Raw genomic sequence first — 25,799 nt, forward strand, 5'->3', positions numbered from 1 at the left:
CTCCAAAACGTTCAATGTAGGGGGGCTGCGGGCGGCTGAGTGCCGTCCCCGTCCGCCGTAGGGGCGCTAGTATCGCAGAAGACGGCCGCATTCAAAGTCGTCAGCAGTGCCTCGATCCGATCTTCCGATCCGAAGGTTCGGATCGCCTGCGACACCCCGCCCAACTGCGAGAAGGGGTGAAACGCGAAATGTCCTAGCGTGAACTCATCAAGCGTGTCCGCGTTGGCGCGCAACTGACTACCAATCATCCGCAGCCAGGTTTCCTCACCGGGATCCACCTCTTGGGCAAGCAGCCACGCCTCGAAGCGGGCGCCCAGTTCGGCCTGGCGCTGCTCAGAGGCTTCCGGGAAGACCATATTGCCGTCCTCATCCACCGTGATCCACTCACGCGTGGTCGGATCAATATGATCGTTGATGTCCAACGATAGCAAGCGTCGCGGCTCGTATTTCCTTTTCGCTGCCGGCCGCTCTACCACCACCCCACCCTGTGCGTATTCTTCGCTGTCGCCGTGGTAGTCGCACACGCCAACGAAGTCGAACATGGTGAAGATCGGCTTGTTCTTCGCCTTCCTCGTGCCGCGTCCCCGCATCTGCTGATAAAGAATGGATGAACGTGTGAAGCGTGCGAACAGCAGATTGACCAGTTCGGGACAGTCGAAGCCCGTATCGAGCATATTCACCGATACGAGAATCTGCGGGAACTTCTCTTTCTTGAACCGCTTGATCTTCGTCATGCCGTCCACTGTATCGTCCGCGCCCTGGCCGGAAACTACATAGTCGGCAAAACGCACGTCCGGGGATGGCTTTAAGTGCGCGAACTCGGCATCCAACAGTTGCGCCAGGGCTTCCGCGTGACGCTTGGTCACCGCAAAGGCAATTGTTTTGCCGATCAATGGCTTGCGCAGCACGCCACGATAATCAACGTAGCCCTCGTCCAGCACCCGCCGGAACTCACGCACGATGGCACGATTGCGCTCCGGTATGGTGAACCGTCGCTCCAGGGCCGCAGGATCGATGACCACTGACTTGGCCGTGCCAAACAGCAGCTCAAACTCCGCCCGGGTCGCTTCATCCATTGCCGACCAGTCCAGTTCCTCGCGCTGCACCTCGAAGCCGCCTTCTGCAGCAGTTTTGACGGTCTTCGCCTGGTAGATCTGATATGGGACCAGGTAGCCATCTCGGATGGCATCCTTGAGCTTGTAAATAAAATTAGGCGCCTCGACCTCAAAGAATCGCAGAGTGTCTCGCACGAAGGCGCCATCCTCGGCATCGCCGGTTGCTTCGATTTCGCCGGCTACACAGGGGGTTGCTGTCAAGCCGATCTGTAACCCGTCGAAGTGCTTCAGCACACCACTCCATTTGCCATAGATGCTGCGGTGGCACTCATCGCTAATGATCAGATCGAAGTAGCCGCTTGAGTAGTCCGCATATAGGTTCACCATGCTTTGCAGCGTGGTGATAGTAATGTGCTTCTCGTCCTGGAAGCGTCGCCCGGTGCGCAGCACATAGGCCGGGTAGTCCGGCAGATACTCAGCGAAGGCGTCTTCCGTCTGTTTTGCGAGCGTGATGCGGTCGACCAGGAACAGCACTCGCGTGACGGCATTGGCTTCAAACAACCGCTTGATGAAGGCGGCTGCCGTGCGCGTCTTGCCGGTGCCCGTAGCCATCTCGACCAGCAGCTTGCGCCGCCCCAGGTCGGTCTCGCGGCAAAGAGTGTCAATACACGCTTCCTGGTAGTCGCGCCCCGCAATCTGTCGATCAACCGGCACGGCGCCCAGGTCACGTCTCAGCAAGCGGCTGGCAGTGCGGCGCTCCAGGTCATCCTGCTTGAAGAAAGTCTTCACCGCATGCGGGAAGGCGTCGCGCTGCCAGTCCCAGAATTGGATTTCAATGCCATTCGACAGAAAGACATAGGGCACGCCTAGCTGCTCAGCGTATTGCCTGGCCTGTGCAGCAGCGTCACCTGGGCTCACGGAGAACCTCTTCGCCTCCACTACCGCCAGAGACCGGCCATGCCGGTCGCAGAGGACATAGTCCGCGCGTTTGCCGTCGGCCAGCGGATACTCGAAGCGAACGGCGTTGGGGTCTTGCGTATTCCAGCCTTGCTCGGCAAGTAACGAGTCAATCTTGACCCGCGAGAAGGCTTCGTTGGTTCCGATCATTCACCATTCTCCCGTCAGAAGGCGATGCTCTGTTTTTCATATTGTGGAACCGGGAAGGGTCACTGCCGCGGTGCCGGCGTGTTAGTCTTGGTATCAAGACGTTAATCTTGACTCACACCAAGGTGTCACACACGTCAGCGGCTATTCTGCCAGATGGTGAACCGACCTGAGAAAAAGTCCTTTCAGCTCAGTCGGTTAGAGCGACGGAATCATAATCCGCAGGTCCGGGGTTCGAGTCCCTGATTCGCCACCAATATTTTCAAGGGGTTACGCGCAAGCGTAACCCCTTGTTCGTCTTGACTGTCAACGAACTGTCGACAGCGCTACTACTTACGTAGGGCAGGCTGGTGACGGCACTCCTCTTGGTTCCCTCCCCGGGTATAATTTTCCTGCGCACTCGCCATGGAAAAGCCTGAACTCGTCCAACTTCGCATTGACGCCTTTACGCCCGACACTCTTCCGATGTCGCGGCTGGCGGAGTATTTGACGCAGCTCGCCGACTTGCTTGGTAGTCACGAGCACGTGCACTTTGAGAAGGTTCGCAAAGGCAGCGCAATTCCCCAAGCAAAGATCGACTTCCCCGCGATCCCCAAAGTCCAGAGCCGCTTACGCCTCGCACATTCTGCCGACGCGCCAGACGATATTCGGAAGCCGTTTGACGCCATCAATCGCCTATTGAAAGCCGATAACGCCAAGGCGACCTTACGATCGGGCAATGTTGTCTACATCAAGTTTCTTGGACGCGACATCCCAGATGAAAAGCAATATCGGGTGAAAGAAGCAGGATCTTTGGACGGCGTTGTGATCCGGATCGGTGGAACGGATCGGACAATTCCAGTTTGGTTGCAATCCCTTGACCGTCAGACAATTCTCAAAGGCATTGACGCTACACCGGACACCGCTCGAGCTCTGATCAAGTATTACTTGGGGAAACCAGTTCGGATCCATGGGCAGGGCGTCTGGGAGCGCTCACCCGACGCTCGGTGGAACCTCATGAGCTTTCACATTGCTCACTTTGAGGAGCTTGACGATACGCCGGCAGAGGACGTACTTGCCCGTATCGCAATCCACCCCGAAAACGGGTGGGCGGATTTGGATGACCCCATAGGAGAGCATCAAAAAATTCGAGGAAACAGTTGATGGTCGTTTTCGACGCTGGCATCCTGATCAGCTTTCTCACGCCCAAAGCTACAGAAAGGGCGAAGAAAGACCGCTTGGACTACCTCGTCCGATCACTTCGTGAAACGAGGACCAAGATTCTGATTCCCTCACCGGCCTTGGCGGAAGTGCTAGTGCATGCCCCAAACCTGGCTGATGAATTCGATCGTTCTGCAGGCTTTGAGATTGTGCCCTTTGACCAAAAGGCAGCGATCGAGTGCTCTCTTAGCATTCGGTCAGCGTTAGCGAATGGGAATAAAAAAGGCAGCCAGAAGAATGCCCCGTGGAGCAAGGTTAAGTTTGATCACCAGATCGTGGCAATCGCGCGCAGCCGACTTGCGGTATGCATTTATTCTGACGACAAGGCCCTACTGAAGTTTGCATCCTCCATTGGACTTAAGGCCATGTCCGTGGACGATCTGCCAGACGATCCCGCGAGGGCTCAAGGCACGCTTGAGTTTGCTGACTAGTTTCACTCCTGTGAACCCGTCAATGTGGTAAAGTTGGATTGGACCCTATGGGCAGATTTTTTGCCATGTTTCATGGCATGTGAAATAAATGTCCCGGGATATGCTCCTCGGTATCCTCTATAACGATCCGGCTATACGCTTGCTTCGTTCGCGTAAGAGTGCCCATGGGTCCCCTCTTTTATTCTTCTGAGCATGTCGACGCTCGAAAAGCTACAAGCAGCAAAGTCTCTTAGAGACATCGCCTCCTTACTTCAAGTACAACCGAAGGTGCTTTCCAATCAGCTTTATGTGAAGGCCAAAGGTTCGCTATACACCAAGTTTCACGTTCCTAAGCGCTATGGAGGCCAGCGGGAAATACTTGCGCCTGAGTCTCGATTAAAGCTCTTGCAGTATCGCCTATCACAGATACTGCAGGACTGTCTGTCGGAAATTAGTACTGCGCACGGACATGCTGATGACGGAAAACGCCCTGGAATAGCACATGGCTTCAAGCGCGGGCGCACCATCATGACAAACGGGCGCGCCCATATATCTCGCCGTTTTGTCTTTAACGTTGACCTGCATGACTTCTTTGGCTCAATCAACTTCGGTCGCGTCCGCGGATTTTTCTTAAAAAACAAGAATTTCAATCTACCGCCTGCAGTTGCGACAGTGCTGGCGCAAATTGCTTGCCATGAGAATAAGCTTCCGCAAGGCAGCCCATGTTCGCCTGTAATTTCAAATCTGATTGCACATCACATGGACATTCTCTTGGCGCGGTTAGCTGAGATAGAGGGCATAACATATACGCGTTACGCAGATGACCTAACCTTTAGTACGAACAAGCAAGCCTTTCCTGAGAAAGTTGCTATCCAAGCTGCCAACCATGAATGGCAACCCGGCGAGAAATTGCTCAAGCTAGTTTCAAGGTGTGGGTTTAGCATAAATCCTCAAAAAACTCGCATGCAGTATTTCGACTCGCGGCAAGAAGTTACGGGGCTTACTGTTAATCGCAAGGTGAACGTTCCGGCCGCCTATCGCAATACCGTACGAGCCATGGTCTCCCGACTATTTAAGACCGGAGAATTCGAATTTAAACGAGTTGTAATTGACAAGGATGGCAACTCCGTGGCTATGACGGTATCAGGCCAAAGACGGCAGCTCCACGGAATGCTCGCATACATCGATCAGGTGGATGTCTTCAATAACAAGCTGCGCGAAGAAAATGGATTGCCGCCCTTTGCAACGCCTGGCCGCCTTGCGCTCTTTCGTCGCTTCATTTATTTCGACAAATTCTATGCCCCGGAAGTGCCGTTTATCGTTTGCGAGGGGAAGACCGACAACATCTATCTACGCTGCGCAATTCGTAGCTTGGCAGCCAACTACCCTCAACTCGCTGAATTGCCTCCCGGCAAATCTCCGGAACTGCTGGTAAAATTTTTCAAGCACATAGAGCGCCGCACAAGCTCAATCACAGACCTTGGCGGGGGAGTCCATGGGATTTGCAAGTTAATTAAAAACTATCATGATGACTTGCAAAAGTGGTTTAAGGCACCACCCCCTCAGCATCCGACAATCATTATCATCGATAATGACTCAGGCTCCCACTCGGTTTACGAAGTTATTGCAGGGGTGACAAAAAAGAAGAAGCCTGCAGGCATGGCAGACTTTATTCACGTCACCGGAAATTTATATGTCGTGCCAACGCCCTTTGGTCCGGGCAAAACTCCTACGGACATTGAAGATTTCTTCGACGCTGCGACGCTCAAAACAGTCCTAAATGGAAAAACTTTCAACAAGAGCAACAGCGGCGACGACAAAGTGCATTATGGCAAGGCAGCGTTTGCCACGCACGTCGTCGAAAAAAATGCTAAATCCATTGATTTCAGCAATTTTAAGCAAATCCTCGATCGCGTCGTCAAAGTTATTGAAGACTATAAATTGAAGTTGGCCGCAAAGTAAATCTCGCGGCGCCCGCCGCCTTCCAGGGATATGCTGGTCACGCAATGTGGTAGCAGGGGCGCTTATGAGCTGGCATACAGGGACGGCCTTGCGTCCCAACGTTGGATGTCGGCGCCTCACTCATATAAGTGCGGCAGGCGCAGAAGGATCTGAAAGGCCCATGCTGGGCTTTGCTTACAACGACCCGAATGACGCTTTGAGAGTTCGGTGCATTGCTCCGTGCGAACTGCCGTTGAAAACTGGTGGTGTCGCCATATCAATGGTCGACCGGGTTTGACAGCCTGACCAACACACCGGACGAGCCGCGAAGCGGTATCCTCTCGTCTTTCGCTTACGCACGCCTATACGGGCGGGCCGCGGCGGGGGAGCCCTTCGGGCTCGCCGGTTTGTGTGTACCGGTCTGTCAACCCTGCCTCGTGCTCGCCCACCCGATTGACAGCGGACGGCGGGCCTCCATCTCTTACACACGGAGGTCGCAATGACTAGCACCACCCCGGCTCCCCAAGAGCCCACCCTCGCCCAAAAACAAGTCCAACTAGCCGAAAACCTGGCCAAAGCCGACCGCGCTCAGTTCCGCCGCCAAGCCAAAGCTACCCCGCCCCCACCCAGCAAGGCCGTCACCCTCGAGGACCACATCCTCGAAGTCACTGATGACATCCTTCGCGTCAGCGCGGGCCTTCAGTCCGCCCTGACCTTGCTGGACCTGCAGAGCGACAGCATCCCCGAATGCATCGGCCTACACGCCCTGCTTTCGCCGCTCAGGCAACAGCTCATCGAAAGCGCCGACCGCCTGCAGGCACTTGTCTGACGAAGGGCAGGCCCGCGCAATGCGGGCCTGAAAGCAAAACGGCGCGAGCCAACTGGCCTCGCGCCGTTCTGATTCTGGCACTGTGAAGTGCAACCAACTGAAGCCTCAATACCCCTTAAAGATCCAACCGCTGATCGCTATCAGGGCGCTCACGCAACCGCATGCCCGCGCCTTGCTCCGCCAATCGCATCCAGCTCCGCCAGCACGGCATCCGTCAACACAACCTCCCCCGCCTTCAGGTTCTCCCTCAAATGCCCCACCGACGAAGTCCCCGGAATCAGCAACACATTCGGCGCCCGATGCAGCAACCAGGCCAGCGCCACCTGCATCGCCGTGGCCCCGATCCCTTCCGCCACCTTTGACAATCCCGCCGACTGAATCGGCGTGAACCCGCCAAGCGGAAAGAACGGCACGTACGCAATCCCCTGCTCCGCCAGTTCATCCACCAGCGCATCATCCCCGCGCTGCACCAGGTTGTACTGGTTCTGCACACAGACAATCGGCGCAATCTTCCGCGCCCGCGCCACCTGCGCCGATGTCACGTTGCTCAGCCCGATGTGGCGGACCAGCCCCTGCCTTTGCAGCTCGGCCAGCGCAGTGACTTCCCTTTCGATTGAGCCTTCCGTCGGCGCATGGATATCCCCCATGAGCCGCAGGTTGACGACATCCAGCACCTCCACACCCAGATTGCGCAGGTTGTCATGGACCGCTTGCCGGATGGCCTCCGGCTCAAGCGCCGGCAGCCACGAGGCGTCTTCGCCGCGGCGGGCGCCTACCTTGGTGACGATCACCAGGTCATCCGGGTAAGGATGGAGGGCTTCGCGGATGAGCTGGTTGGTGATGTGCGGGCCGTAGAAATCACTCGTATCGATGTGGTTCACGCCGGACGCGACGGCTTCGCGCAGCACGGCGATGGCTGCGGCGCGATCCTTCGGTGGTCCGAACACGCCGGGCCCGGCGAGCTGCATGGCGCCGTAGCCCATGCGGTTCACGGTGCGGCCGGCAAGCGTGTAGGTGGTGGCGGGACGGTGCGGTTGGGACGTGGGGGACATGGCGCTCTCCTTGATTCGGTTTGGCTGAACAGGTGGCGCCAGTATGTTTGGCGTTGCAGTGTTTGATAATCCGGCCTAGATTGAATGGGCTGTTTCAAAATTTGAACACTGACATGGAATTCAATGATCTGGCCGCGTTCGTGTCGGTGGCCCGCGCCGGGGGTTTTCGGGATGCGGCGCGGATCGGCGGCGTCTCGGCGTCTAGCCTGAGCATCGCCGTGCGCCGCCTGGAGTCGAAGCTGGGCCTGCGCCTGCTTAACCGCACCACGCGCAGCGTCGCCCCGACCGAAGCGGGGCTGCGCCTGCTCGAGCGGCTCACGCCGCTGTTCAGCGAGATGGAGTCCGCGCTGGACGTCCTGAACGCCTTCCGCGACAAGCCGTCCGGCACGCTCAAGCTGAATGTGCCATCGAGCGCCGCGTGGACGGTGTTGCCAGACATCCTGCCGCCGTTCCTGGAGGCCTACCCCGACATCCGCGTAGAGGTTGTGGTCGAGGATGGATTCGTCGACGTGCTGGCCATCGGCTGCGACGCGGGCATCCGCTACGAAGAGCGGCTTGAGCAGGACATGGTCGCCATCCCGATCGGGCCGCGCGTGCAATGCTTCGCGACGGCGGCAACGCCTGGCTATCTCGACCGGCACGGCAGGCCGGGGCACCCGCGCGATTTGCTCGCGCACGTCTGCCTGCGCGCGCAGTTCGCCGGCGGGGCTACGCCGCCGTGGGTGTTCGAGCGTGATGGGGAGGCGTTGCGGTTGGATCCTCCGCACCGGTTGCTGATCCGGCCTGCCGCGTCTATCGACCTGGCGATCAGTACGGCGCTGGCTGGCGTTGGGGTGATCCACATCTTCGAGGGGAAGCTGCGGCCGTATCTCGAAAGCGGGGCGCTGGAGCCGATTCTTGAGCCCTGGTGGCAGAAGTTCTCAGGGCCGTTTCTTTACTACCCGGGCAGAAGGCACTTGCCGGCGCCGTTGCGGGCGTTTGTGGATTTCCTGAAGGCCAGCGCAGAGGCATTGCACCCCTAACGGCTGTTCTCCTTTCTGCGCCAGATCGACCAGAGCGCCGACCGCCTGCAGGCGTTTGTCTGACGAGAGACAGGCCCACGCAACGCGGGCCTGAAAGCAAAACGGCGCGAACTGGCTGGTCTCGCGCCGTTCGCGGTCTGGTGCGGTGGCGTTCAAGTCACGGCGCTCACATAGGCCTCGAACGCGCTGGCCTCCACCGGCGGACAGAAGAGGTGGCCTTGCCCGTAGTCGCAGCCGGCAGCCAGCAGGATGTCGCGCTGCGACTCGGTCTCGACGCCCTCGGCAATCACGCGGATGCGCAGCGCATGCGCCATGCTGATGATGGCGCGGCACAAGGCCACGTCGTCCGGGCCCCGCGTCAGCGAGCGGACGAAGGACTGGTCGATCTTGATGTAGTCAATGTCCAGGCGCCGCAGGTACGACAAGGACGAGTAGCCGGTGCCGAAGTCGTCGAGCGCGATCTCGATGCCGGCCGCCTGGAAGCGGGAGAGCTGGTCCATGACATCGGCGTTCTGCTCCATCAGCGAGCCTTCGGTGATCTCGATGACGAGGCTGCCCACCGGCACGTTCCTGCGCTCGATCATGCTGGACCAGGACTCGGGCCCGCTCGCAGGCGCGCAGAACTCCACTGGTGATTTGTTGACCGAGATCTGGAAGCCCTTGCCCAGCAGCACCTGCCAGCGCGCAAGCTGGTCCAGCGCTTCGGTCAGCACCCAGCGGCCGATGTCGATGATGAGGCCGGTTTCCTCCGCAACGGCAATGAAATCGGCCGGGCGGATCGGCCCGCGCACCGGATGGTCCCAGCGGATCAGGGCCTCGGCCTTGCAGACCTTGCCCGTGTTCAGATCGACAATGGGCTGGTAGTGCAGCGCGAACTGCCCGGACGCCAGCGCCGTGCGCAGGTCCTGCGTGATGCGCAGGCGCTCCCTCTCCGCCTGCAGCAGCGCCTGGGTGAAGACCTTCCAGCGATTGCGGCCCTCCTCCTTGGCGGCAAACATCGCCTGGTCGGCGCACACCAGCAGGGCCTCGGCGTTGTCGGCATCCTTGGGCCAGGTCGCCACGCCGATGCTGGCCGACACCACCACCAGCTCGCCGGCCAGGCGGTAGGGCGCGGCAATCCGCTCCAGGATGGCCTCGGCAATGTCCCCGGCAACGCCGGCATCGCCCACCGCGGGCAGGATCACGGTGAACTCGTCGCCGGCCAGCCGCGCCACGGTATCCGACGCGCGCACCGATGCCGCAATGCGCCGCGCCGCCTCCAGCAGCAACAGGTCGCCCTGGTCGTGGCCGAGGGTATCGTTCACTTCCTTGAAGCGATCCAGGTCGATGAACAGCAGCGCCAGCACATCCTGCGTGCCGCGCGAACGCTCGATCTCCTGCCTCAGCCGGTCGAAGAACAGGCGGCGGTTGGGCAGATCCGTGAGCGCATCGAAATTCGCCTGGTGCCGGATGACTTCCTCCGCCTGGCGTTTCTCGGTTATGTCATGGATCAGCGCAACGCGGCGGCGCTCGCCATAGGCGTGGGCCAGGTAGGTATCCACGGTCAGGTAGGCGGGAAACTCGCTGCCGTCCTTGCGGCGGATCGAGAATTCGCCGCTCCATCTGCCCTTGGCTGCCACGGTGGTCCGCAGGCGCTCGACCAGCCCTGCCGCATTGCCTGCCCCGCTGACGATATAGCCCGGGCGGCCCTTGACCTCCTTGGCGGTATAGCCAGTAGCGGCGGCAAAGGCCGGATTCACGTCGATGATGGTGCCATCGAGCGACGTCACCACCATGGCCTCGCTGCTGGATGAATAGACCAGCGAAGCCAGCTTCATCTCCTCCATATGGCGCCGTCGCTCCCCCATGGAGCGGCGCAGGCTGTAGTACAACAGGCCAAGCAGCAGCGTGGAAGCAATGGCACCGGCCAGGGCAACGCGGCGATAGACCTCGTAGGGCGCCAGCACCAGGCCGACCGACTCGCCCACCACGAAATTGAGCCCGAACTCCGGCAGACGGTAATAGCCGAAGACCCGCTCCACGCCTTCGGAGCCCGACACCGCCCGATAACTACCAGACTGGGGCGACCCGCTGGCGAGGTATGGCCTGTTGCTGACCGCCCTGGCCAGCGTGCCCTCCATGGCCGGCACGCGCGCAATGACCTGGCCGGAAGTCTTGATGACCGACGCCACTTTGCCATCGCGGTTGGTGAACGACTGCGCAAAGCTGGCGAACTGCTCCGGACTGACCGAGACCACGATGACCCCGTCGAAGCTGCCCGCGCGCAGGATTGGGCGCGTGAACTGGATCGACCATTTGCGCGAGACCTTGCCCTTCACCGGGTCGCTGATGAACAGCATGTCGCGCCCGCCCGCGTTCTGATGGACCCGGAAATGCTCGCGCCCGCTCAGGTCGACCTTCTGGCCGGGCACGGGCGGGGCGATGGACGAGTAGATGAGCAGGCCATGCTTGTCGATCACCGACACCTGGAACGACAGGTCCACCACCAGGTTTTCCCGCTCACGCACCATGTCGATGAATCCCGGCTGGCCGACCAGCCAACTGGCCCGCAGGTCGAGGAGGAACTCGGACAGCCGCAGGATGCTGGATTTCGAGTACGCGCCGAACGCCTGGGCCTGCGCCTGGGTACGCTCCGCCGCGTCGTGCAGCAAGCGGTCCCGCTCGCTCACGAGCTGAAACGCCGCGAACGCCCATGTCGCAATCAGCCACGCCGCCGCCGCCAGGTTCAACGGGGAGAAGAGCTGGTGCAGGCGCTGCAGCGCCTTGCCATATCGGGTGGTCGAGCGTTCTGGCATCAAATGGGTATCGCAACGCAGCGAAGAGTCGACATCGATAGCAGGCTAGTCGAGGTCAGCGAACCCGACAAGCTGCACGCACCCTAGTCCCGTGCTCACCGCGCGGAGCCGGGCCGGCGTGTGCCGAAAGCGGCACGTCGTGATCATGCCCCGCTCGACTCGTGGGCACGTGGGCGACTATGTGCCATTCCGGCCCTGATTGACGCCCCCAAAAGGGGGCCAAGGCATTTTCGCCACAGACATTCCGGCGCCGCTGTCGGGGCCAGGGCGCATACGGCGATAGCCTGATGTCGCTGGGGCGGGCTGCGCAGGAGTCAATACTCCCTCAACACCCATCCACTGATCGCGGCGAAGTATTCACGGAGCCAGGCGTTGTACCGAAGGTAGCGCGGCGTTCCAGCCCCGACTCCGGCGACCTCCCCGAATCCTGCCTTCCGGGCAATCCGCACCGCCCGCTGTACATGGAAATCGCTGGTCACCACCACAATGGGATCGGTGGCGGCGACGCCCTGCTCTTCAAGCAAGCGCCGGCTGAACGCCAGGTTCTCCCCCGTGCTGGTACTACGCCCTTCCCGGATGACCCTGTCTGCTGCGACCCCACGGGCGATCAGATACTCAGCCATGATGTCGGCCTCCCGGCACCGCAGCCCGAAATCCTGCCCACCACTGACCGCAACCTTCGCCTGCGGCCATTGCTGAGCCTGTTTCAAGCCCTGATCAAGCCGCGCAACCAACGTTGGCGAAGCGACGCAGTTTGGTGTGCCGGAGCCGAGGATGATGATTGCGTTTGCCGGGAAGCTTCCTGGGATGGCGGCTTCGGTGTTGCGGTGAATCTTGTAGAAGAAAACGGCCACTGTCGCCAGCCAGACTGCGAACGCGATCCATCCTGCTTGCCATAGTTGCTGGCGGCTTCGGCTGGTTGCTCGCCAGTGCGCGACGCGGGGCCATTGCCATGCCAGGAGCAGGAATGATGCGCCGATGCAGCCTGGCAGGACGATGCCGAAGTTGAAGAGGCCCAGGGTCGTCAATGCGATGGCATCGGCAAGAAGGACGGTGCCGGATAGCGCGAGGCCGATGCGGCGCCAGCGCGCGCTTGTGTTCATTTCCTGCATTGCGGTCATTGAGTATTTGGGAGAGTGCCGTGACGCGAAGCGATGCATGTGCTGACCTCGCGCGGCGACCAGCAACATGCGGCGCAAATTGTACCGGCGTCCGCGTGCGGAAGAAGGGCAACTTTAAGGATTGCCTTAGGGACGCGCGCACAAGAGTTCGATACATCTTGGTATTTGCCAGAGCTGTGCGTGGCGCCGGACTGGAGACCATGATGAGGCACTTCATCGCGCTCGGAGTACTGTTGTTCACGACTACGTCGGCCAATGCATGCCGACCGCCCTACCTGGAGTACAGCGCTGTATTCGAGCCCGGCTCAGCCACGCTATCCAGTGCGGAGGTGAAGCGCCTTGCCGATTGGCGCATCAATTCCCGTCGCACTTTTCCAGCCGGGTACACCGTCTACATGTACCTGCGTCAGAACGAAATCCTCGGTATTCCACGCCAGCTTGCCGAAGCGCGGGCGCGTTCAATGACAGGCCTACTTGAACACCTCGGAATCAACAAGAAGGACATCGAGAGGCCAGAAGTACGTTCCACCGCGAGTGGGCATGTCGCTTCTGAAGAGGAGGGAAGATTCTTCAATGAAGCAGGCATCTCAATCAACCCCCGTTGCCCGCACGTCTGCTGTGAGGGCTAAGACTGTGCAAAGGACTCTGACCTCGCGTTCGCGCATCAAGTGGGTGGCGTCCGGCGTGCTTCTGGCGGTAATGGCAATGGTCGCGATTGACGCCTGGCAGGCATGGCATTCACCCGAGCACTATCCGTTTGACGCAGAGGGGCCGGTGGCAAATCTCTGGGCGTACCAGTCGCAGCGACGCTACCTGATTGCAGCAGGGCTTGCGCTCGCCGCTTGTTGCCTCGCGATGATGGGGATCTGGTTGCGCCGCGTGCCGAGACGGCTTCGCTGGCTAAGTGTTGCACCACTTGTCGTCATGGTGGTGATTACGGTCTATGAGCGGCTCATTGAGTTCGAATGAAAACCCAGCTTATGGCATGCAGATGTCTGGCGGAACGATCTTTTGGCGCTATGGCCAAGACCGGCGTATTGTCACTCGCGCCAAGGAATACAAATGATACGAACTACTCTAGTGCCTCTCATCCTCGCGCTTTCGGTTTCCGCTCACGCGGAACAGGTGCCTGAGGCCATCATCGACAGTTGCCTACTATTCGATAGATCGTCTGACACTTCGATCTCGATCAGCCCAATTGAAGGGGATGCGAATCTGATAGACGAGGTTACGGAGTCTGGCTACCAGCTGTTTACCCCTGGAGGTGATGACAGCAACAAGCTTCGGATTGGCTATGCAACCAGCAAGCGCGGAAGCAACGACTACATCTTCGTCGGGCCGCGTCGCGGATTCATCAAGCGAGCGGTTGCTGTGCAAAAGCTTCAGCCCACGAGAGTTGAGGAACCGAGCCTTGCCGCTTATGCAGTGCTACGTGAGCACGGGCGCCGGTATGTGTGTGTGATGGAAAGCAACGGAAACGGCAGCGCCGCTTTCGTGAGGTCAGCCTTCGTGGGCCGAATCCCACCGTCGAAGAACGCTACCTTGAGGCTGTTCTACAAGGTGGCAGACGTGAAGAAGTTCAAGGCATACAGTGAGGGGCCGAAACAGATGCCTTGATGAAACGAGGCATCACTTTCGCGATGCTGCTGTTCATGGCGGCGCCGGCCGTTGCCTGCAGGCCGCCGTACATGGGGTACAGCGCTGCTTTATGGGTGGTTATGGATAGTTATGGATGCAATGGGAGGCTGCATTCGCACTATCCCAGGCCCGCCATTCACGGCGGCGCATCAGGGATTGCCCGCTCCGGCGGTCTTCCAAATGCCGGTATCTATCAAGGTTTTGGCCTCCGCAACCAATTCCGTGATAACGGCGCGGACCGCCGGATCTGCCATGCGTGCGCGCCGCTGTCCCAAGCATACGGCGCGCGTAATAGGTGGGTCGATCATGCAGGCCGCCAGCGTCCCTTGCTGAATCTCCCGTGTCACAGCACTCCTGGCGAGAACGCTGAACATGCGACCGGTTTCCACCAGTCGTATCAGCCGTTGGCCGGCGTCTATTTCAACGCGAACGTCGAGCGACACGTTCGCCCGCGCGGCATAGGCTTCCAGGGTTGACCGAATGGCGTGCAGACGCGACGGCATCACGAGCGGATATCTGTCCAATGTCCTTGCCTGCACCGTGCTTGTGTCTGGTAGCGACCCTGGCCGGCCTACCAGTTGCATGTCCTCGCTGGCGATGGGCTCGCATTGCACTTCCGGCGTCGCGGTCCGGTCAAACACCACCGCCAGATCAAGCTGTCCTTCTGATAGCCAATTCCACAGGTAGCCAGAGAACGTTTCTACCAGGCGCAGGCGAATTTTCGGGTAGCGCATGGAGATGCGTTCGACCAGAGGCAGGGCGAGTACGGCGGCGGATGAGGAAGGCAGACCCAGGGAAACGTCGCCGCCAGGGTCGGCGGTGCACTGCTGCAGCTCCTGGAACGTGGACTCGACGAGATTCACGATCTCGTACGCGCGCCTCAGCAGGCGTTGTCCCGCTTCGGTCGGCGTGACCCCGCGAATGCCTCGCGTCAGCAACACCGTCCCCAGCACATCCTCCAGCCTGCTCACGGTGACGGTCAATGCCGGCTGGGCGATCCCGAGCCTGCGCGCGGCGGCCGTGATGCTGCCCTCTTCGCAAATTGCGATAAAGGCGATCAGGCGAGGGATGTCCAGTTTGCGGGCGTTCTGCATAGGTTGCCATAGTACGAACTTATGCCCTCCAACAAAACAGATATTGGACGGCACTGATGATGCGCCACAGACTACGGACCCAGAAGCCGCTACGTCATGCGGCCGAGTTCATGAACAGATGGAGGAGGACATCGTGCTACCAGATCATCTTTCCCAGTCAGCCGCAGAGATCTCACCGGTCTCTGCGGCCGAGCCGCGCGTGGCACCCACGTCTGCGCTGCGTGCGCAATGGTGGCGCCTGCTGGATCGCCGAATTGGCGTTGTACCGTTGCCGGTATATCTCGCGCTGCTGCCGATCGTGGTGTGGTTCGCCACCATTGGCAAGGTGCCATCGGATCTCACGATGGCGATCGCCGTATTGTCGTTGGGTGGGTTCTTCTTCATGGAACTCGGTCGCCGTGTGCCGATGCTCAGCCTGATGGGCGGCGCCGCGATTCTTGCGTTTGTGGTGCCATCGGCGATGACCCATTACGGCCTGATTCCGCCTTCGCTTGCGCTATCGATCAAGGCGTTCGTCAAGGCATCCAACTTCCTTTACCTCTATGTCGCGGCCATCGTTGTCGGCAGCATTGTGAGCATGGACCGGGAGGTGCTTCTCGGTGGCTTCCTGAAGATCTTTGTGCCGCTGACAGTCAGCTCGGTCGTCGCGGGTGCGGTCGGGACACTGACCGGCATGGCGATGGGGCTGGATGCCTACCGGGCATTCTTTTTTGTCGTCGTTCCCATCATGGCCGGCGGACTTGGCGAAGGTGCGATCCCGCTTTCCATGGGTTACGCGATGATTACCGGACAGCCACAATCGGAGTTGTTTGCGCAGATCATTCCGGTGGTCATGCTCGGCAGCTTTACGGCAGTGTTGCTGTGCGGACTGCTCAATGTACTGGGCAAACGCTTTCCGCATCTCACAGGAGAAGGTGTGCTGCAGCGGGGCCCGCAAACTAAGGCGAGCGAGAAGGCGACGTCCGCAACGGCTCCGGCGTTCGATCCGGTCAGCCTTGCCGGAGCCATGGTGACCATCGTCGTGTTCTATCTGATCGGCGTGTTGGTCCAGGGGGTTCTGGCGTTTCCGGCGCCGATCACCATGCTGTTCCTGATCGTCGCGGCCAAGCTTGGTCGTGCCATCTCGCCCGCGCTGGAGCAAGGCGGAAAGGGCGTGTATCAGTTTTTCTCCGGCATCGTTACCTGGCCGCTGCTTTTTGCCCTGGGCGTCGCGCTGACGCCGTGGCAGGAGTTTGTGAGCGCGTTCACGGTGCCGACCGTCGTCACGGTGTTTGCCACGGTCGCGTCGATGATTGCCAGCGGGTTCTTTGTGGCGCGCTTCGTGGCTATGTATCCCATCGATGTGGCGGTCGTGACCGGTTGCCACAGCGGCCAGGGAGGCGCCGGAGACATCGCCATTCTCACCGCGGCGAACCGGATGCAGCTGATGCCGTTTGCGCAGATTGCGACCCGCATCGGCGGCGCCATTACCGTAACGTTGGCTCTGATTGCGATTCGCCATGTCTACTGATTTCCCGATCGATGCAACAAGGCCCATCGCGCTCAGGGCAGTGCGCGGCTTTCATGTCGGCGGACGGCCAGTCGACGTGGCCGACCTGCCGCATCGGCAGCTTGCCACGGTACCGGGCGTCCAGCCGCGCGTCTCCAACCCGAACGGGCGTTATCAGGTGGGACAGCTCTATGTCCAGCAATTCGCCCTGGCAGCGCCCACGGCCAGGTATCCGCTGCTGATGTGGCATGGCGGCGGCATGACCGGTGCCACCTGGGAATGCACACCGGATGGTCGTCCGGGTTGGCATGACTATTTCATGCGCAAGGGATATGACACCTTTGTGAGCGACGCGGTGGAGCGTGGCAGGGCTTCCTGGGCGCCCGCCTGCCTGGTTTCGGAAATGCCGGAGCACCGAACGCTGGAGCAGGCGTGGGACATCTTTCGCTTTGGTCCGGTGGACGGATATGACGCTGCTAATGGGAAGCGCCAGGCCTTCCAGGGACAGCGGTTTCCGGTACACGCGCTGGACGAGCTGGGCAAGCAGTTCGTGGCGCGATGGACCAGCACAGGCGACATGGCGTTGGAGGCCTATGTGGAACTGATACGACGGGTTGGCCCGTGCACGATCCTCGCGCACAGCGAAGGCGCACGCCTGGCTCAGCATGCCGCGCTGTCGGTGCCTGAACTGGTAAAGGGACTGATCCTCGTTGAACCCGCCGGTGCGCCATCGACAGCAGTGGAGGATGCAAGCCGACTGCGCGGCATTCCTCACTGTGTGTTGTGGGGAGACTATATTCCGCAGAACTCGTTATGGACGATATATCGCCGGCAGGTAGACGAGTGGTTGTCGGCCGTGCAGCAAGCGGGGGCGGGAGTTACTGAATTTGACTTGCCCGCCATGGGTATCCGCGGGAATTCGCATCTGCCGATGATGGACGACAACAACTTGCTTATTGCCGGGCTCGTCCACGAATGGATCGGCGGTGCGGTGGAAGGCGGCATGTCCGGCTGAGTGCGCAAGCGATGCGCGAAGCCCATGCTCGATGTCGCGTGTTCGGACCTGACTCTTAGTGTGCTCTTTGGCCATCAGCCCGTGTCCATCGGAGCTTCAATACTCCTTCAACACCCACCCGCTAATCGCCGCGAAATACTCACGGAGCCAGGCGTTATATCGAAGGTGGAGCGATGGCATGCGTGATGAAGAGGCGGCCACGATCTTGTGCGCCATGCTTGCCAGTGACCGGTTAGAGGTCGAGTCGAGTGCCGTCGAATGCCATCAATGCCCAGGTGATGAGCACCGGCAGCCCACACAGCCAACGTAGCAAAGTGCTGCGCGTCTGCGCAAGCAACGCCCAAATTGCAAGTGAGCACCCGAGCAAGAAGGCGATGCACGATAGCAGATAGTTCGTCTGTGATTGATACGCCCACATTGCCGCAGCGGGTCCTTGGCTGCGGAATGGATACTCTTCAGGGGCTGTCCAGGCGCCCCATATCTCTACCAGCATCAGCACGGCAAAGAGTCCGAGGATGCTGGCTGCGGCAGCTCTAATAGCGAACTTCCGGTTCCATGTCTTTGGCATAGTACAAAAACTCTTTGGCAAAGGAATTCATCGAACCGGTGAGGTCAATGCAACCATGCTGAGCCATGGTAGCTTCTGCCGTGGATCGTGAAGTTGCTTCGGCCAAACACGTTGGTCCCTGCGTGTAGCCGCAAACCGATGCGCCGTGTGCCCCAGGCTGTTGTACAGCCAGGCCATCGGCCGGCCTTGATGTTGATGAGCCGGAGAAGGCAAGCGGCTCGGTTGAAGACACTTGTATCTTCCCAGCGCTGGAAGTCATCCTGACGTGCGGTGTACAGGCCTTCAGGAAGGGGGCCGACGTCCCTGGTGCCCTGATGCTCTTTGGTCTGGTAGCCAGGGCGCCCAGACACTGCTGGCCAACGCATCTGTACTTCGCCGCTCTCAATCCATTGAAGGGATCTGCCATCGAAGAACAGCTTGGCCCTGCGCCAGTGAATTTCGCGCTCGTGACAGGCAGCGGGTCTGCCCAGACCGCTTTACAGCCCGTCAGCGTTCCTGCCCCTGGCGCAGAAACGGAGCCACCGCGCAGGCAACCAGCAACAAGCCCGCCATGATCACCAGACCATTGCGCGTACTGCCAGTCGCCTGTTCGATGATGCCCATCACCGACGGTCCGATGAACCCGCCCACCAGCCCGCAGGTATTGATAAGGGCCAGTCCGCCCGCCAGCGCCACCCCCTTCAGGCGAGACGACGGGAACAGGAAGACGATCGACTGCACCACGAAAAACATCAGCGCGGTCAGCGAGAAGCCGACTAGCGCCATCACCGGGCCTGCGAAGGCGGCAATCAGCAGGCCGCCTGCCATCACGACCAGCCCCAGGCAGAGCAGGCGGCGGCCGCGCCGTGGGGTGTTGGCATGTCGGGGCAGCCATGCGGCCCCGATGGCGGCGGCTATCCAGGGCAGGGAATTGAGCAGCCCGATTTCCACGGGCGTGAGCTTGCCGTAGGTGCCGATGATGCCCGGCAGGAAGAAGATCACCGTGTAGATCGAGATCTGATGGCAGAAGTAGATGAAGATCGCCAGCCAGACCTGCGGATCACGCATGGCGCCCAGGAATGAGTGGCCGCCTTTGCCGGCGCTGGCATCGGCGGCTTCCGCGGCCAGCCGGCTGCGGACTTCCTGCGCCTGGGCTGGCGTCAGCCATGGCGCGCTGTCCGGACCGTCGGGCAGCTTCTTCCAGACCACCGCGGCCAGGAACACCGCGGGCAGGCCTTCCAGCACGAACATCCATTGCCAGCCCTTGAAGCCCCACATGCCATCCATGCCCAGCAGGGCGCCGCCCAGCGGGCCGCTGACGATGTTGGCGATGCAGACGCCGAGCAGGAAGTAGCCCACTGCCCGCGCGCGATCCTCGCGGCCGAACCAGTACGTGAGATAGAGCATCACGCCGGGAAACAGCCCCGCCTCGGCCGCGCCCAGCAGCACGCGCATGATGTAGAAGGAGGTCTCGCCCTGGACAAAGGCCATCGCCGCGGACAGCAGGCCCCACGTCACCATGATGCGTGTGATCCAGAAGCGCGCCCCGACCCGATGCATGATCAGGTTGCTCGGGATTTCCAGCAAGGCATAGCTGAGGAAGAACAGACCCGCGCCCAGGCCGTAGGCCGCGGCCGAGATGTTCAGGTCGACCGCGATATGGGTCTTGGCGAGTGCAATGTTCGTGCGATCGAGAAAGCTGATCACATAGGACAGCACCAGCAAGGGCATGAGCTTGCGGAACAGTAGTGCGGTCAGCGGGCGGTCTGTCGGCGCGGCCAGCGGCGGCGCGCCCGAGGCGGGTACGGTCTGCATGTGCGTAGTCTCCATCGGCGGATATGGCGCCACGCCCTGGGGCCGTGCGTCAGCCGTTCTGCCTGGTTGATGTCTTCAGTGTTCGATGGTTGGGCGGGGCCGGGCCGTGGCGGCCCCGCCGGTTCAGAACGCGGTGCCTGCCGCGCCCTTGAGGGCGAGGATGTCGCGGGCTTCGTCCGGCGTGGCCACGTCGATGTTCAGCGCTTCAAGCACGGTCCGGATGCGCGTGACCTGCTCGGCGCTCGATGCCGCCAGCTGGCCCGGACCGATCCAGAGTGAGTCCTCCAGGCCAACGCGCACGCTGGCGCCCATGGCCGCGCCGATGGTCGCCAGCGGCATCTGGCCGCGGCCGGCGCCCAGGATCGACCAGCGGAACTGATCGCCGAACAGGCGCCGGGCGGTGCGGTGCATGTGCATCAGGTCCTCGGGATCGGGGCCAATGCCGCCCAGGATGCCGAAGACGGATTGGATGAACACCGGGCCACTGACCAGGCCACGGTCAAGGAAGTGCCGCAGGTTATACAGATGGCTGATGTCATAGCACTCGAATTCGAAGCGCGTGCCGTTGGCATTGCCGATGCGCAGGATGTTCTCGATGTCCTGGTAGGTGTTCTTGAAGATCAGGTTGCGGCTGTTCTCCAGGTGTTCGCGCTCCCAGTCGTGCTGGAATTCCTTGAAGCGGTCGAGCATCGGGAACAGGCCGAAGTTCATCGAGCCCATGTTCAGGGAGGCCAGTTCCGGCTTGAAGGTCGTGGCCGGCAACATGCGTTCTTCCACCGTCATGTGTGGGCTGCCGCCGGTGGTGATATTGATCACGGCGTCGGTCTCGGCGCTGATCCTGGCCAGGAACGGGCGGAACAGCTCCGGGTCCTGCGACGGGCGTCCGTCCTTCGGGTCGCGGGCGTGCAGGTGCAGGATGGCGGCCCCTGCGCGCGCCGCGTCGATGGCGGCGGTTGCGATCTCGTCGGCGCTCACCGGCAGGTGGGGCGACATGCTGGGCGTGTGGATGGCGCCGGTCGGGGCGCAGGTGATGATGGCTTTGGCTCGCTTGGCCATGGTGATTCCTTGGTCGGGTGTTGTCTGGCTGCGGGCCGCGGATGTCCGATGGCCCCCGGAATGCGCAGGGCGCGCTAGCTGAGCGCCTGGGTCAGGCCGTCCACGACCATTTCCTGGCCGTGCACATTGGCCGCCTGGTCGCTGCAGAGAAATCGCACCATGTTGGCGATGTCGCGCATCGTCACCATGCGGCCCAGTGCCGCCTGCGACGTGTAGCTGCGCGTGACTTCCTCAAGCGGCTTGCCGAGCGACCCGGCCTTCGCGGCAATGACGGCCCGAATACGCGGGCCGTCGACCGCACCGGGCAGCACCGTGTTCACACGGATGCCATCCGCGCCCAGTTCAAGCGCCAGCGATTTGGTAAAGCCCACCACGGCCCATTTCGACGCGGAATAGGCGGAACGGCCCGGCATGCCGAGATGCCCGGCAGCGGAAGACAGGTTGACGATCGACGGCGAGCGCCCTTGGCGCAGGCGCGGCACCGCGGCGCGGGCGCACAGGAACTGGCCGGTGATGTTGACGGCAAGCGTGCGCTCCCAGTCGGCCAGCGACAGGGCTTCGATACCGCCAGTCGGGCCGGCAACCCCGGCATTGTTGACCAGCACATCCAGGCCGCCAAAGGCGCCATCCACGGCCTGGAACAGCGCCTCGACGTCGCTTTCCTTCGACACATCGGCCCTGACTGCCACCACGCCGGGCAACTCCGCACAGACACGTTCGAGGCTGTCGCCAGCCACGTCGCAAACCGCAACGCGGGCGCCCGCCTCCACCAAGGCCCGCGTGATCTCCAGGCCAATTCCGTCCGCGCCAGCGGTCACCAGCACGCGTTTGCCGGCGAGCGATTCATCCTTCCACATGATTCCAATCCTCCTGGGAACAGGCCGATGCCTGCCTTCCGGACGAAGATTAAAACTGTGATCACAGATCAAATATAGAGAATAACCCTATGTGCTATGCTTCGCGGCATGACCCTGAATGACCTTGTGACGCCCCTTGTCCGCCAGACCCTCAGCCGCGACGTCTACACGCAGCTGCGAGACCTGCTGATCAGCGGCCAGATGATGCCGGGCGAGCAGATTTCCCTGCGCAACATTGCTGCCGCACTGGGCGTCAGCGTCATGCCGGTGCGGGAAGCGGTGCATCGCCTGGTTGCCGAGCAGGCGCTTGAGCTCACGCCAAACCGTGCCCTGCGGGTACCGAGGATGAGCGTCAGCCAGTTCGAGGAAATCACCAAGATCCGGATCGAACTGGAAGGGCTCGCCACCGCGACCGCGGCAGAGCGCATCAGTGATGAGGAACTGATGCAGGTACAGGCACTGCACCGCCGGTTTGCCGACGAGATGTCGAAGCGCAATCCCGACGGCGCGGATGTCATCGCCGCGAACCAGGCCTTTCACTTTGCCGTGTACGCGGCGGCGCGCATGCCGATCCTGTTGCAGATGATCGAGTCGCAGTGGTTGCGCATCGGCCCGATCCTTAACCACGACCTTCGCTCCGGATCGCGCCGCGTGGAAGAGCGCGTCGCGGTCAAGCATCACGACAATCTGATCGAAGCGCTGCGCAGGCATGACAGCGCGGCGGCATGTGCGGCGCTGCGCGGGGATATCGAGAGCGCGGCGGCCTATATTGTCTCGGCGGGGGTGTTGGTCAACACGGAGAGGGCCGAGGATGCGGCGGCCACGCTGGTGCCCGTGAAGCGGGCTGTGAAGGCGGGGCGTGCGGGGGTGAAGGGCTGATCAGCGCGGAAGACTTGAAGAAGGTCAAGGCATTGAATGGGGGCTGAAATCGATGCCGCTAGGAAGCGAGCCATCCCCCCTCGATGCTGCTGTTCGCGGTGGCGTCGGCCGGGAAGCGCCGACCGTGGTAGTACAGAGGTAGCCGTTAGCTGTCATGCATTCAGGCCATCGTGATCGATGCCTGCATTCCCGCCCCTCAAGCCGGCGCCAACCCAATCATCCGGCTAACATTCCCCGCAGCGCGCTGCAGCGCCGGCACCATCTCCTCCCTGATCCGCGCAGGCGTAGCCTCGCCCATTGACGTAGAGATCCCAAGCGACAGCTGCCTGGACCCCACCGCAGGCAGCGGCACGGCAATCGACATCTGATTGCTTTCCGGATATTCCAGCTCGCTCCATTCGCCGACCGGCAGGGCAAGGGCCATCGCCAGCGCGCTGCCTGGCGGCAGCACGCTGCCTACCCGCAAGTTCATGACCACCAGCCGGCGCCGCTCGGCCGGGGCCATTGCGCGTCCGACGATGATGACGCCTTCGGGGTTTATCTCTCCCAGGTTCGCCGTGCCGGAATAGGCGTCGGCCAGCTGCTGCAGGTGCTCCTGCACCGCCTCGGTCACGCCCAGGCTTTCCATCGCGGCAAATCCGATCTCGAACACGCGCGTGGTGAGCCGCCACTGGTTTGCCTCGCGCGCCACGTAGCCCTCTTCCTCCAGCGTCAGCAGGAATCGCAGCACCGTGGGGTGGGGCAAGTCCACCGCGCGTGACAGCTCGGCCAGGGTCGGACGGCCGTTCTGGCGGAACGCTTGCAGGATGGCTAGACACCTGAGGATTGATCTATTACTCTTCATCCGTTCACTACGTGTAATGTACGTTCACTGGATGAACAATATAAACCAAGAAAGCGTGGGCGGCAAGCATTCTCGCTGCTCCACCACAGGAGACAACATGAAGCGCCCCATTCTCAGTGCCGCGCTGGCCTGCGCGGCTGCAATCATGCCCGGGTCTGCCGCCTGGGCCAGCGATGCCTGGCCGAGCAAGCCGATCAAATGGGTTGTCCCTTACCCGCCCGGTGGATCCACCGACATGCTGGCGCGCATCGTCGGCCAGAAGCTGGGGGAACGGCTCGCGCAACCCGTGGTGGTGGAGAACAAGCCAGGCGCCGGCGGCAATGTCGGCACTGACTACGTGACCAAGCAGCCGGCCGATGGCTACACCATCGTGATGGGCAATATCGGCCCCATCGCCATCAATCCCTCGCTCTATCCCGACCTGCCGTACAAGCCGGGCAAGGATCTTGCGCCGGTGACCATGCTGATGGCGGTGCCCAACCTGCTGGTCGTGAATACGGCACTGCCGGTGCAATCCGTGAAGGACCTGATCCAGTACGGCAAGCGCCAGGCTACGCCGCTGACCTATGCAACGCCGGGCGCCGGCACCTCGCTGCACCTGGCGGGCGAGCTGTTTGCCAGCACCGCCGGCGTGCGCATGACCCACGTTCCCTACAAAGGCAGCGCGCCGGGGCTGAACGACACCGTGGCGGGCCATGTTCCGGTGATGTTCGACAACATGCCGTCGGCGCTGCAGCTGGTGAAGTCCGGCAAGCTGCGCGCGCTGGCCATCACCGGGGCCCAGCGTTCGCCGCTGCTGCCTGATGTGCCCACCATGGCGGAAGCCGGCCTGCGCGGCTATGAGATTGCAGGCTGGTTCGGCGTGCTGGTGCCCGCAGCAACGCCCAAGCCCATCGTTGCCCGGCTGGATTCAGAGCTGGAAGCGGTGCTGAAGATGCCCGACGTCCGCAAGAAGATCGATGAGATGGGCGGCGTCATCTCCGGCGCCGGGCCGGAGGCGTTCGGTGTCTTTATCGACGCGGAAACGCAGAAGTGGCGCGCGCTGGTGCGCAGCGCCCACATCACCGTCCAGTAACCCACGCAGTCGCTAACACGCTTTAAGCAAGGAGAACGCAAGCCATGTCGCAATACCGTTTCATCGATGTCCAGCCCATCGCGGGCGCCCTCGGTGCGGAGATCAGTGGGGTAGACCTGTCCCAGCCGGTGCCGGACGAGACGTTCGCAGAGATCCGCTCGGCGCTGCACAACCATCAGGTCATCTTCTTTCGCGACCAGCAGTTGACGCCGGACCAGCACAAGGCGTTCAGCGCCCGCTTCGGCGATTTGCTGGAAGTGCCGTTCGTCCGCGCGCTGGAAGGCCACGCTGAAATCCTGCCGGTGATGAAGGGCAAGGCAGAGCAAACCAAACGCAACTTCGGCGGTGCCTGGCACACGGACATGAGCTATGCAGAAATCCCGCCGCTGGGGTCTGCCTTGTATGCGCGCGTGATTCCGCCCTACGGTGGCGACACCATGTGGGCCAGCATGTATCACGCGTACGACGCGCTTTCCGATGGGCTAAAGCTGGTGATCGACAAGTTGCGCGCGGTGCATAGCCCCGTGCGTTCCTATGGCGCCAGGGGCGCCGTGGTCAACAACGGCGACCCCGCCCACAAGATGGACGTGCGTACCGACGACCGCGCCAACAGCGAGGTCCTCCATCCGGTGGTGCGCGTGCATCCCGCCACGGGCAGGAAGGCGCTGTACGTCAACAGCACCTACACCATGCGCTTCGAGGGCATGACCGAAGAAGAAAGCGCGCCGCTGCTGCAATACCTCTACGCCCACGCCGCCCGCCCCGAATTCACCTGCCGCTTCCGCTGGACCCGCGGCGCGCTGGCCGTGTGGGACAACCGCTGCACGCAGCATCTGGCGATGAACGACTATGACGGCTTTGACCGCGAGCTGCATCGCACAACCATCGCCGGCGACCGCCCGGTCGGCGTGGCAGCCTGAGCGCGCCGCTGTTCGCCTGGTGCGCCCCACTCGCTCCCTTA

At 61.4% G+C, this 25,799-nt stretch carries 22 protein-coding genes; 13 read left to right on the top strand and 9 right to left on the bottom strand.

The genetic code is table 11. From position 1 onward, the window contains the following. Positions 1 to 11 precede the first annotated feature (11 nt). Positions 12 to 2,162 (bottom strand): DEAD/DEAH box helicase family protein, encoded by a 2,151-nt coding sequence (locus AC3WLE_RS14715; protein WP_492356882.1) that lies wholly within the window; start codon positions 2,160 to 2,162, stop codon positions 12 to 14. 402 nt (positions 2,163 to 2,564) lie between these two features. Between AC3WLE_RS14715 and AC3WLE_RS14720 the strand changes: the two genes are divergently transcribed. From AC3WLE_RS14720 to AC3WLE_RS14735, 4 genes are all read left to right on the top strand, one after another. Beyond that, on the top strand, positions 2,565 to 3,302 hold the full coding sequence (locus AC3WLE_RS14720) for an MFS transporter (RefSeq protein ID WP_492356883.1): 738 nt from the start codon (positions 2,565 to 2,567) through the stop codon (positions 3,300 to 3,302). Then, complete coding sequence (locus tag AC3WLE_RS14725; protein ID WP_492356884.1) at positions 3,302 to 3,790, top strand: PIN domain-containing protein; 489 nt, start codon at positions 3,302 to 3,304, stop codon at positions 3,788 to 3,790. The genes AC3WLE_RS14720 and AC3WLE_RS14725 overlap by 1 nt, the downstream gene beginning before the upstream one ends. A gap of 192 nt (positions 3,791 to 3,982) precedes the next feature. Next, positions 3,983 to 5,731 carry a retron Ec67 family RNA-directed DNA polymerase/endonuclease gene (locus tag AC3WLE_RS14730; protein ID WP_492356885.1) on the top strand — a complete coding sequence of 583 codons (1,749 nt, stop codon included), beginning with the start codon at positions 3,983 to 3,985 and terminating at the stop codon, positions 5,729 to 5,731. Positions 5,732 to 6,209: 478 nt separating this feature from the next. Continuing rightward, entirely contained in the window at positions 6,210 to 6,539 is a 330-nt protein-coding gene (locus tag AC3WLE_RS14735; protein WP_492356886.1) for a DUF1484 domain-containing protein, read from the top strand. A gap of 149 nt (positions 6,540 to 6,688) precedes the next feature. Here AC3WLE_RS14735 and AC3WLE_RS14740 read toward each other — a convergent pair whose 3' ends face one another. Further along, positions 6,689 to 7,591 carry an aldo/keto reductase family oxidoreductase gene (locus AC3WLE_RS14740; RefSeq protein ID WP_492356887.1) on the bottom strand — a complete coding sequence of 301 codons (903 nt, stop codon included), beginning with the start codon at positions 7,589 to 7,591 and terminating at the stop codon, positions 6,689 to 6,691. A gap of 113 nt (positions 7,592 to 7,704) precedes the next feature. Here AC3WLE_RS14740 and AC3WLE_RS14745 point away from each other — a divergent pair, with 113 nt between their 5' ends. Beyond that, positions 7,705 to 8,613 carry a LysR family transcriptional regulator gene (locus AC3WLE_RS14745; protein ID WP_492356888.1) on the top strand — a complete coding sequence of 303 codons (909 nt, stop codon included), beginning with the start codon at positions 7,705 to 7,707 and terminating at the stop codon, positions 8,611 to 8,613. 152 nt (positions 8,614 to 8,765) lie between these two features. On the opposite strand, the gene AC3WLE_RS14750 is transcribed toward AC3WLE_RS14745, so the two are convergent. Beyond that, complete coding sequence (locus tag AC3WLE_RS14750) at positions 8,766 to 11,408, bottom strand: bifunctional diguanylate cyclase/phosphodiesterase (RefSeq protein WP_492356889.1); 2,643 nt, start codon at positions 11,406 to 11,408, stop codon at positions 8,766 to 8,768. Between the two features lie 314 nt (positions 11,409 to 11,722). Then, positions 11,723 to 12,529: a YdcF family protein gene (locus tag AC3WLE_RS14755; protein ID WP_492356890.1), complete on the bottom strand. Its 807-nt coding sequence runs from the start codon at positions 12,527 to 12,529 to the stop codon at positions 11,723 to 11,725. Between the two features lie 200 nt (positions 12,530 to 12,729). On the opposite strand from AC3WLE_RS14755, the gene AC3WLE_RS14760 reads away from it, so the two are divergent. From AC3WLE_RS14760 to AC3WLE_RS14770, 3 genes are all read left to right on the top strand, one after another. Next, the gene (locus tag AC3WLE_RS14760; RefSeq protein WP_492363581.1) at positions 12,730 to 13,158 is read left to right on the top strand and encodes a hypothetical protein; all 429 of its coding nucleotides are present in this window, start codon (positions 12,730 to 12,732) and stop codon (positions 13,156 to 13,158) included. 76 nt (positions 13,159 to 13,234) lie between these two features. Then, positions 13,235 to 13,498 (top strand): hypothetical protein, encoded by a 264-nt coding sequence (locus tag AC3WLE_RS14765; RefSeq protein WP_492321535.1) that lies wholly within the window; start codon positions 13,235 to 13,237, stop codon positions 13,496 to 13,498. A 93-nt stretch (positions 13,499 to 13,591) separates the two neighbouring features. Beyond that, entirely contained in the window at positions 13,592 to 14,146 is a 555-nt protein-coding gene (locus tag AC3WLE_RS14770; protein ID WP_492321534.1) for a hypothetical protein, read from the top strand. Between the two features lie 170 nt (positions 14,147 to 14,316). Here AC3WLE_RS14770 and AC3WLE_RS14775 read toward each other — a convergent pair whose 3' ends face one another. After that, positions 14,317 to 15,261, bottom strand: a complete 945-nt coding sequence (locus AC3WLE_RS14775; protein WP_492321533.1) for a LysR family transcriptional regulator — start codon at positions 15,259 to 15,261, stop codon at positions 14,317 to 14,319. 118 nt (positions 15,262 to 15,379) lie between these two features. Here AC3WLE_RS14775 and AC3WLE_RS14780 point away from each other — a divergent pair, with 118 nt between their 5' ends. Beyond that, on the top strand, positions 15,380 to 16,771 hold the full coding sequence (locus AC3WLE_RS14780) for a 2-hydroxycarboxylate transporter family protein (protein WP_492356892.1): 1,392 nt from the start codon (positions 15,380 to 15,382) through the stop codon (positions 16,769 to 16,771). Next, positions 16,761 to 17,765, top strand: coding sequence for an alpha/beta hydrolase family protein (locus AC3WLE_RS14785; protein ID WP_492356893.1), 1,005 nt, complete (start codon positions 16,761 to 16,763; stop codon positions 17,763 to 17,765). Before AC3WLE_RS14780 ends, AC3WLE_RS14785 begins: the two co-directional genes overlap by 11 nt. Before the next feature lie 1,054 nt (positions 17,766 to 18,819). Here the strand turns inward: AC3WLE_RS14785 and AC3WLE_RS14790 are convergent. The 3 genes from AC3WLE_RS14790 to AC3WLE_RS14800 all read right to left on the bottom strand — a co-directional run bounded on the left by AC3WLE_RS14790 (position 18,820) and on the right by AC3WLE_RS14800 (position 22,040). Continuing rightward, entirely contained in the window at positions 18,820 to 20,127 is a 1,308-nt protein-coding gene (locus AC3WLE_RS14790; RefSeq protein ID WP_439668448.1) for an MFS transporter, read from the bottom strand. Between the two features lie 123 nt (positions 20,128 to 20,250). Then, on the bottom strand, positions 20,251 to 21,183 hold the full coding sequence (gene kce / locus AC3WLE_RS14795; RefSeq protein WP_492356894.1) for a 3,5-dioxohexanoate:acetyl-CoA acetone transferase: 933 nt from the start codon (positions 21,181 to 21,183) through the stop codon (positions 20,251 to 20,253). Between the two features lie 74 nt (positions 21,184 to 21,257). Continuing rightward, positions 21,258 to 22,040 (bottom strand): SDR family oxidoreductase, encoded by a 783-nt coding sequence (locus tag AC3WLE_RS14800; RefSeq protein ID WP_492356895.1) that lies wholly within the window; start codon positions 22,038 to 22,040, stop codon positions 21,258 to 21,260. A gap of 96 nt (positions 22,041 to 22,136) precedes the next feature. Here AC3WLE_RS14800 and AC3WLE_RS14805 point away from each other — a divergent pair, with 96 nt between their 5' ends. Next, positions 22,137 to 22,919 carry a GntR family transcriptional regulator gene (locus tag AC3WLE_RS14805; protein ID WP_492356896.1) on the top strand — a complete coding sequence of 261 codons (783 nt, stop codon included), beginning with the start codon at positions 22,137 to 22,139 and terminating at the stop codon, positions 22,917 to 22,919. Positions 22,920 to 23,115: 196 nt separating this feature from the next. Here the strand turns inward: AC3WLE_RS14805 and AC3WLE_RS14810 are convergent, their stop codons facing one another. Further along, positions 23,116 to 23,763 carry an IclR family transcriptional regulator gene (locus AC3WLE_RS14810; RefSeq protein ID WP_035823737.1) on the bottom strand — a complete coding sequence of 216 codons (648 nt, stop codon included), beginning with the start codon at positions 23,761 to 23,763 and terminating at the stop codon, positions 23,116 to 23,118. A 97-nt stretch (positions 23,764 to 23,860) separates the two neighbouring features. Here AC3WLE_RS14810 and AC3WLE_RS14815 point away from each other — a divergent pair, with 97 nt between their 5' ends. Next, complete coding sequence (locus AC3WLE_RS14815) at positions 23,861 to 24,838, top strand: Bug family tripartite tricarboxylate transporter substrate binding protein (RefSeq protein WP_492321527.1); 978 nt, start codon at positions 23,861 to 23,863, stop codon at positions 24,836 to 24,838. 44 nt (positions 24,839 to 24,882) lie between these two features. Then, positions 24,883 to 25,758 (top strand): TauD/TfdA dioxygenase family protein, encoded by an 876-nt coding sequence (locus tag AC3WLE_RS14820; RefSeq protein WP_492321526.1) that lies wholly within the window; start codon positions 24,883 to 24,885, stop codon positions 25,756 to 25,758. Positions 25,759 to 25,799: the final 41 nt, after the last annotated feature.

The sequence above is a fragment of the Cupriavidus sp. FW306-1B-F12B genome, from assembly GCF_058781795.1.

Coding starts and splice junctions, on each gene's coding strand:
- AC3WLE_RS14715 (WP_492356882.1), bottom strand. CDS start 2,162: ATGATCGGAACCAACGAAGCCTTCTCGCGGGTCAAGATTGACTCGTTA.
- AC3WLE_RS14720 (WP_492356883.1), top strand. CDS start 2,565: ATGGAAAAGCCTGAACTCGTCCAACTTCGCATTGACGCCTTTACGCCC.
- AC3WLE_RS14725 (WP_492356884.1), top strand. CDS start 3,302: ATGGTCGTTTTCGACGCTGGCATCCTGATCAGCTTTCTCACGCCCAAA.
- AC3WLE_RS14730 (WP_492356885.1), top strand. CDS start 3,983: ATGTCGACGCTCGAAAAGCTACAAGCAGCAAAGTCTCTTAGAGACATC.
- AC3WLE_RS14735 (WP_492356886.1), top strand. CDS start 6,210: ATGACTAGCACCACCCCGGCTCCCCAAGAGCCCACCCTCGCCCAAAAA.
- AC3WLE_RS14740 (WP_492356887.1), bottom strand. CDS start 7,591: ATGTCCCCCACGTCCCAACCGCACCGTCCCGCCACCACCTACACGCTT.
- AC3WLE_RS14745 (WP_492356888.1), top strand. CDS start 7,705: ATGGAATTCAATGATCTGGCCGCGTTCGTGTCGGTGGCCCGCGCCGGG.
- AC3WLE_RS14750 (WP_492356889.1), bottom strand. CDS start 11,408: ATGCCAGAACGCTCGACCACCCGATATGGCAAGGCGCTGCAGCGCCTG.
- AC3WLE_RS14755 (WP_492356890.1), bottom strand. CDS start 12,529: ATGACCGCAATGCAGGAAATGAACACAAGCGCGCGCTGGCGCCGCATC.
- AC3WLE_RS14760 (WP_492363581.1), top strand. CDS start 12,730: ATGATGAGGCACTTCATCGCGCTCGGAGTACTGTTGTTCACGACTACG.
- AC3WLE_RS14765 (WP_492321535.1), top strand. CDS start 13,235: ATGGTCGCGATTGACGCCTGGCAGGCATGGCATTCACCCGAGCACTAT.
- AC3WLE_RS14770 (WP_492321534.1), top strand. CDS start 13,592: ATGATACGAACTACTCTAGTGCCTCTCATCCTCGCGCTTTCGGTTTCC.
- AC3WLE_RS14775 (WP_492321533.1), bottom strand. CDS start 15,261: ATGCAGAACGCCCGCAAACTGGACATCCCTCGCCTGATCGCCTTTATC.
- AC3WLE_RS14780 (WP_492356892.1), top strand. CDS start 15,380: ATGGAGGAGGACATCGTGCTACCAGATCATCTTTCCCAGTCAGCCGCA.
- AC3WLE_RS14785 (WP_492356893.1), top strand. CDS start 16,761: ATGTCTACTGATTTCCCGATCGATGCAACAAGGCCCATCGCGCTCAGG.
- AC3WLE_RS14790 (WP_439668448.1), bottom strand. CDS start 20,127: ATGCAGACCGTACCCGCCTCGGGCGCGCCGCCGCTGGCCGCGCCGACA.
- kce (WP_492356894.1), bottom strand. CDS start 21,183: ATGGCCAAGCGAGCCAAAGCCATCATCACCTGCGCCCCGACCGGCGCC.
- AC3WLE_RS14800 (WP_492356895.1), bottom strand. CDS start 22,040: ATGTGGAAGGATGAATCGCTCGCCGGCAAACGCGTGCTGGTGACCGCT.
- AC3WLE_RS14805 (WP_492356896.1), top strand. CDS start 22,137: ATGCTTCGCGGCATGACCCTGAATGACCTTGTGACGCCCCTTGTCCGC.
- AC3WLE_RS14810 (WP_035823737.1), bottom strand. CDS start 23,763: ATGAAGAGTAATAGATCAATCCTCAGGTGTCTAGCCATCCTGCAAGCG.
- AC3WLE_RS14815 (WP_492321527.1), top strand. CDS start 23,861: ATGAAGCGCCCCATTCTCAGTGCCGCGCTGGCCTGCGCGGCTGCAATC.
- AC3WLE_RS14820 (WP_492321526.1), top strand. CDS start 24,883: ATGTCGCAATACCGTTTCATCGATGTCCAGCCCATCGCGGGCGCCCTC.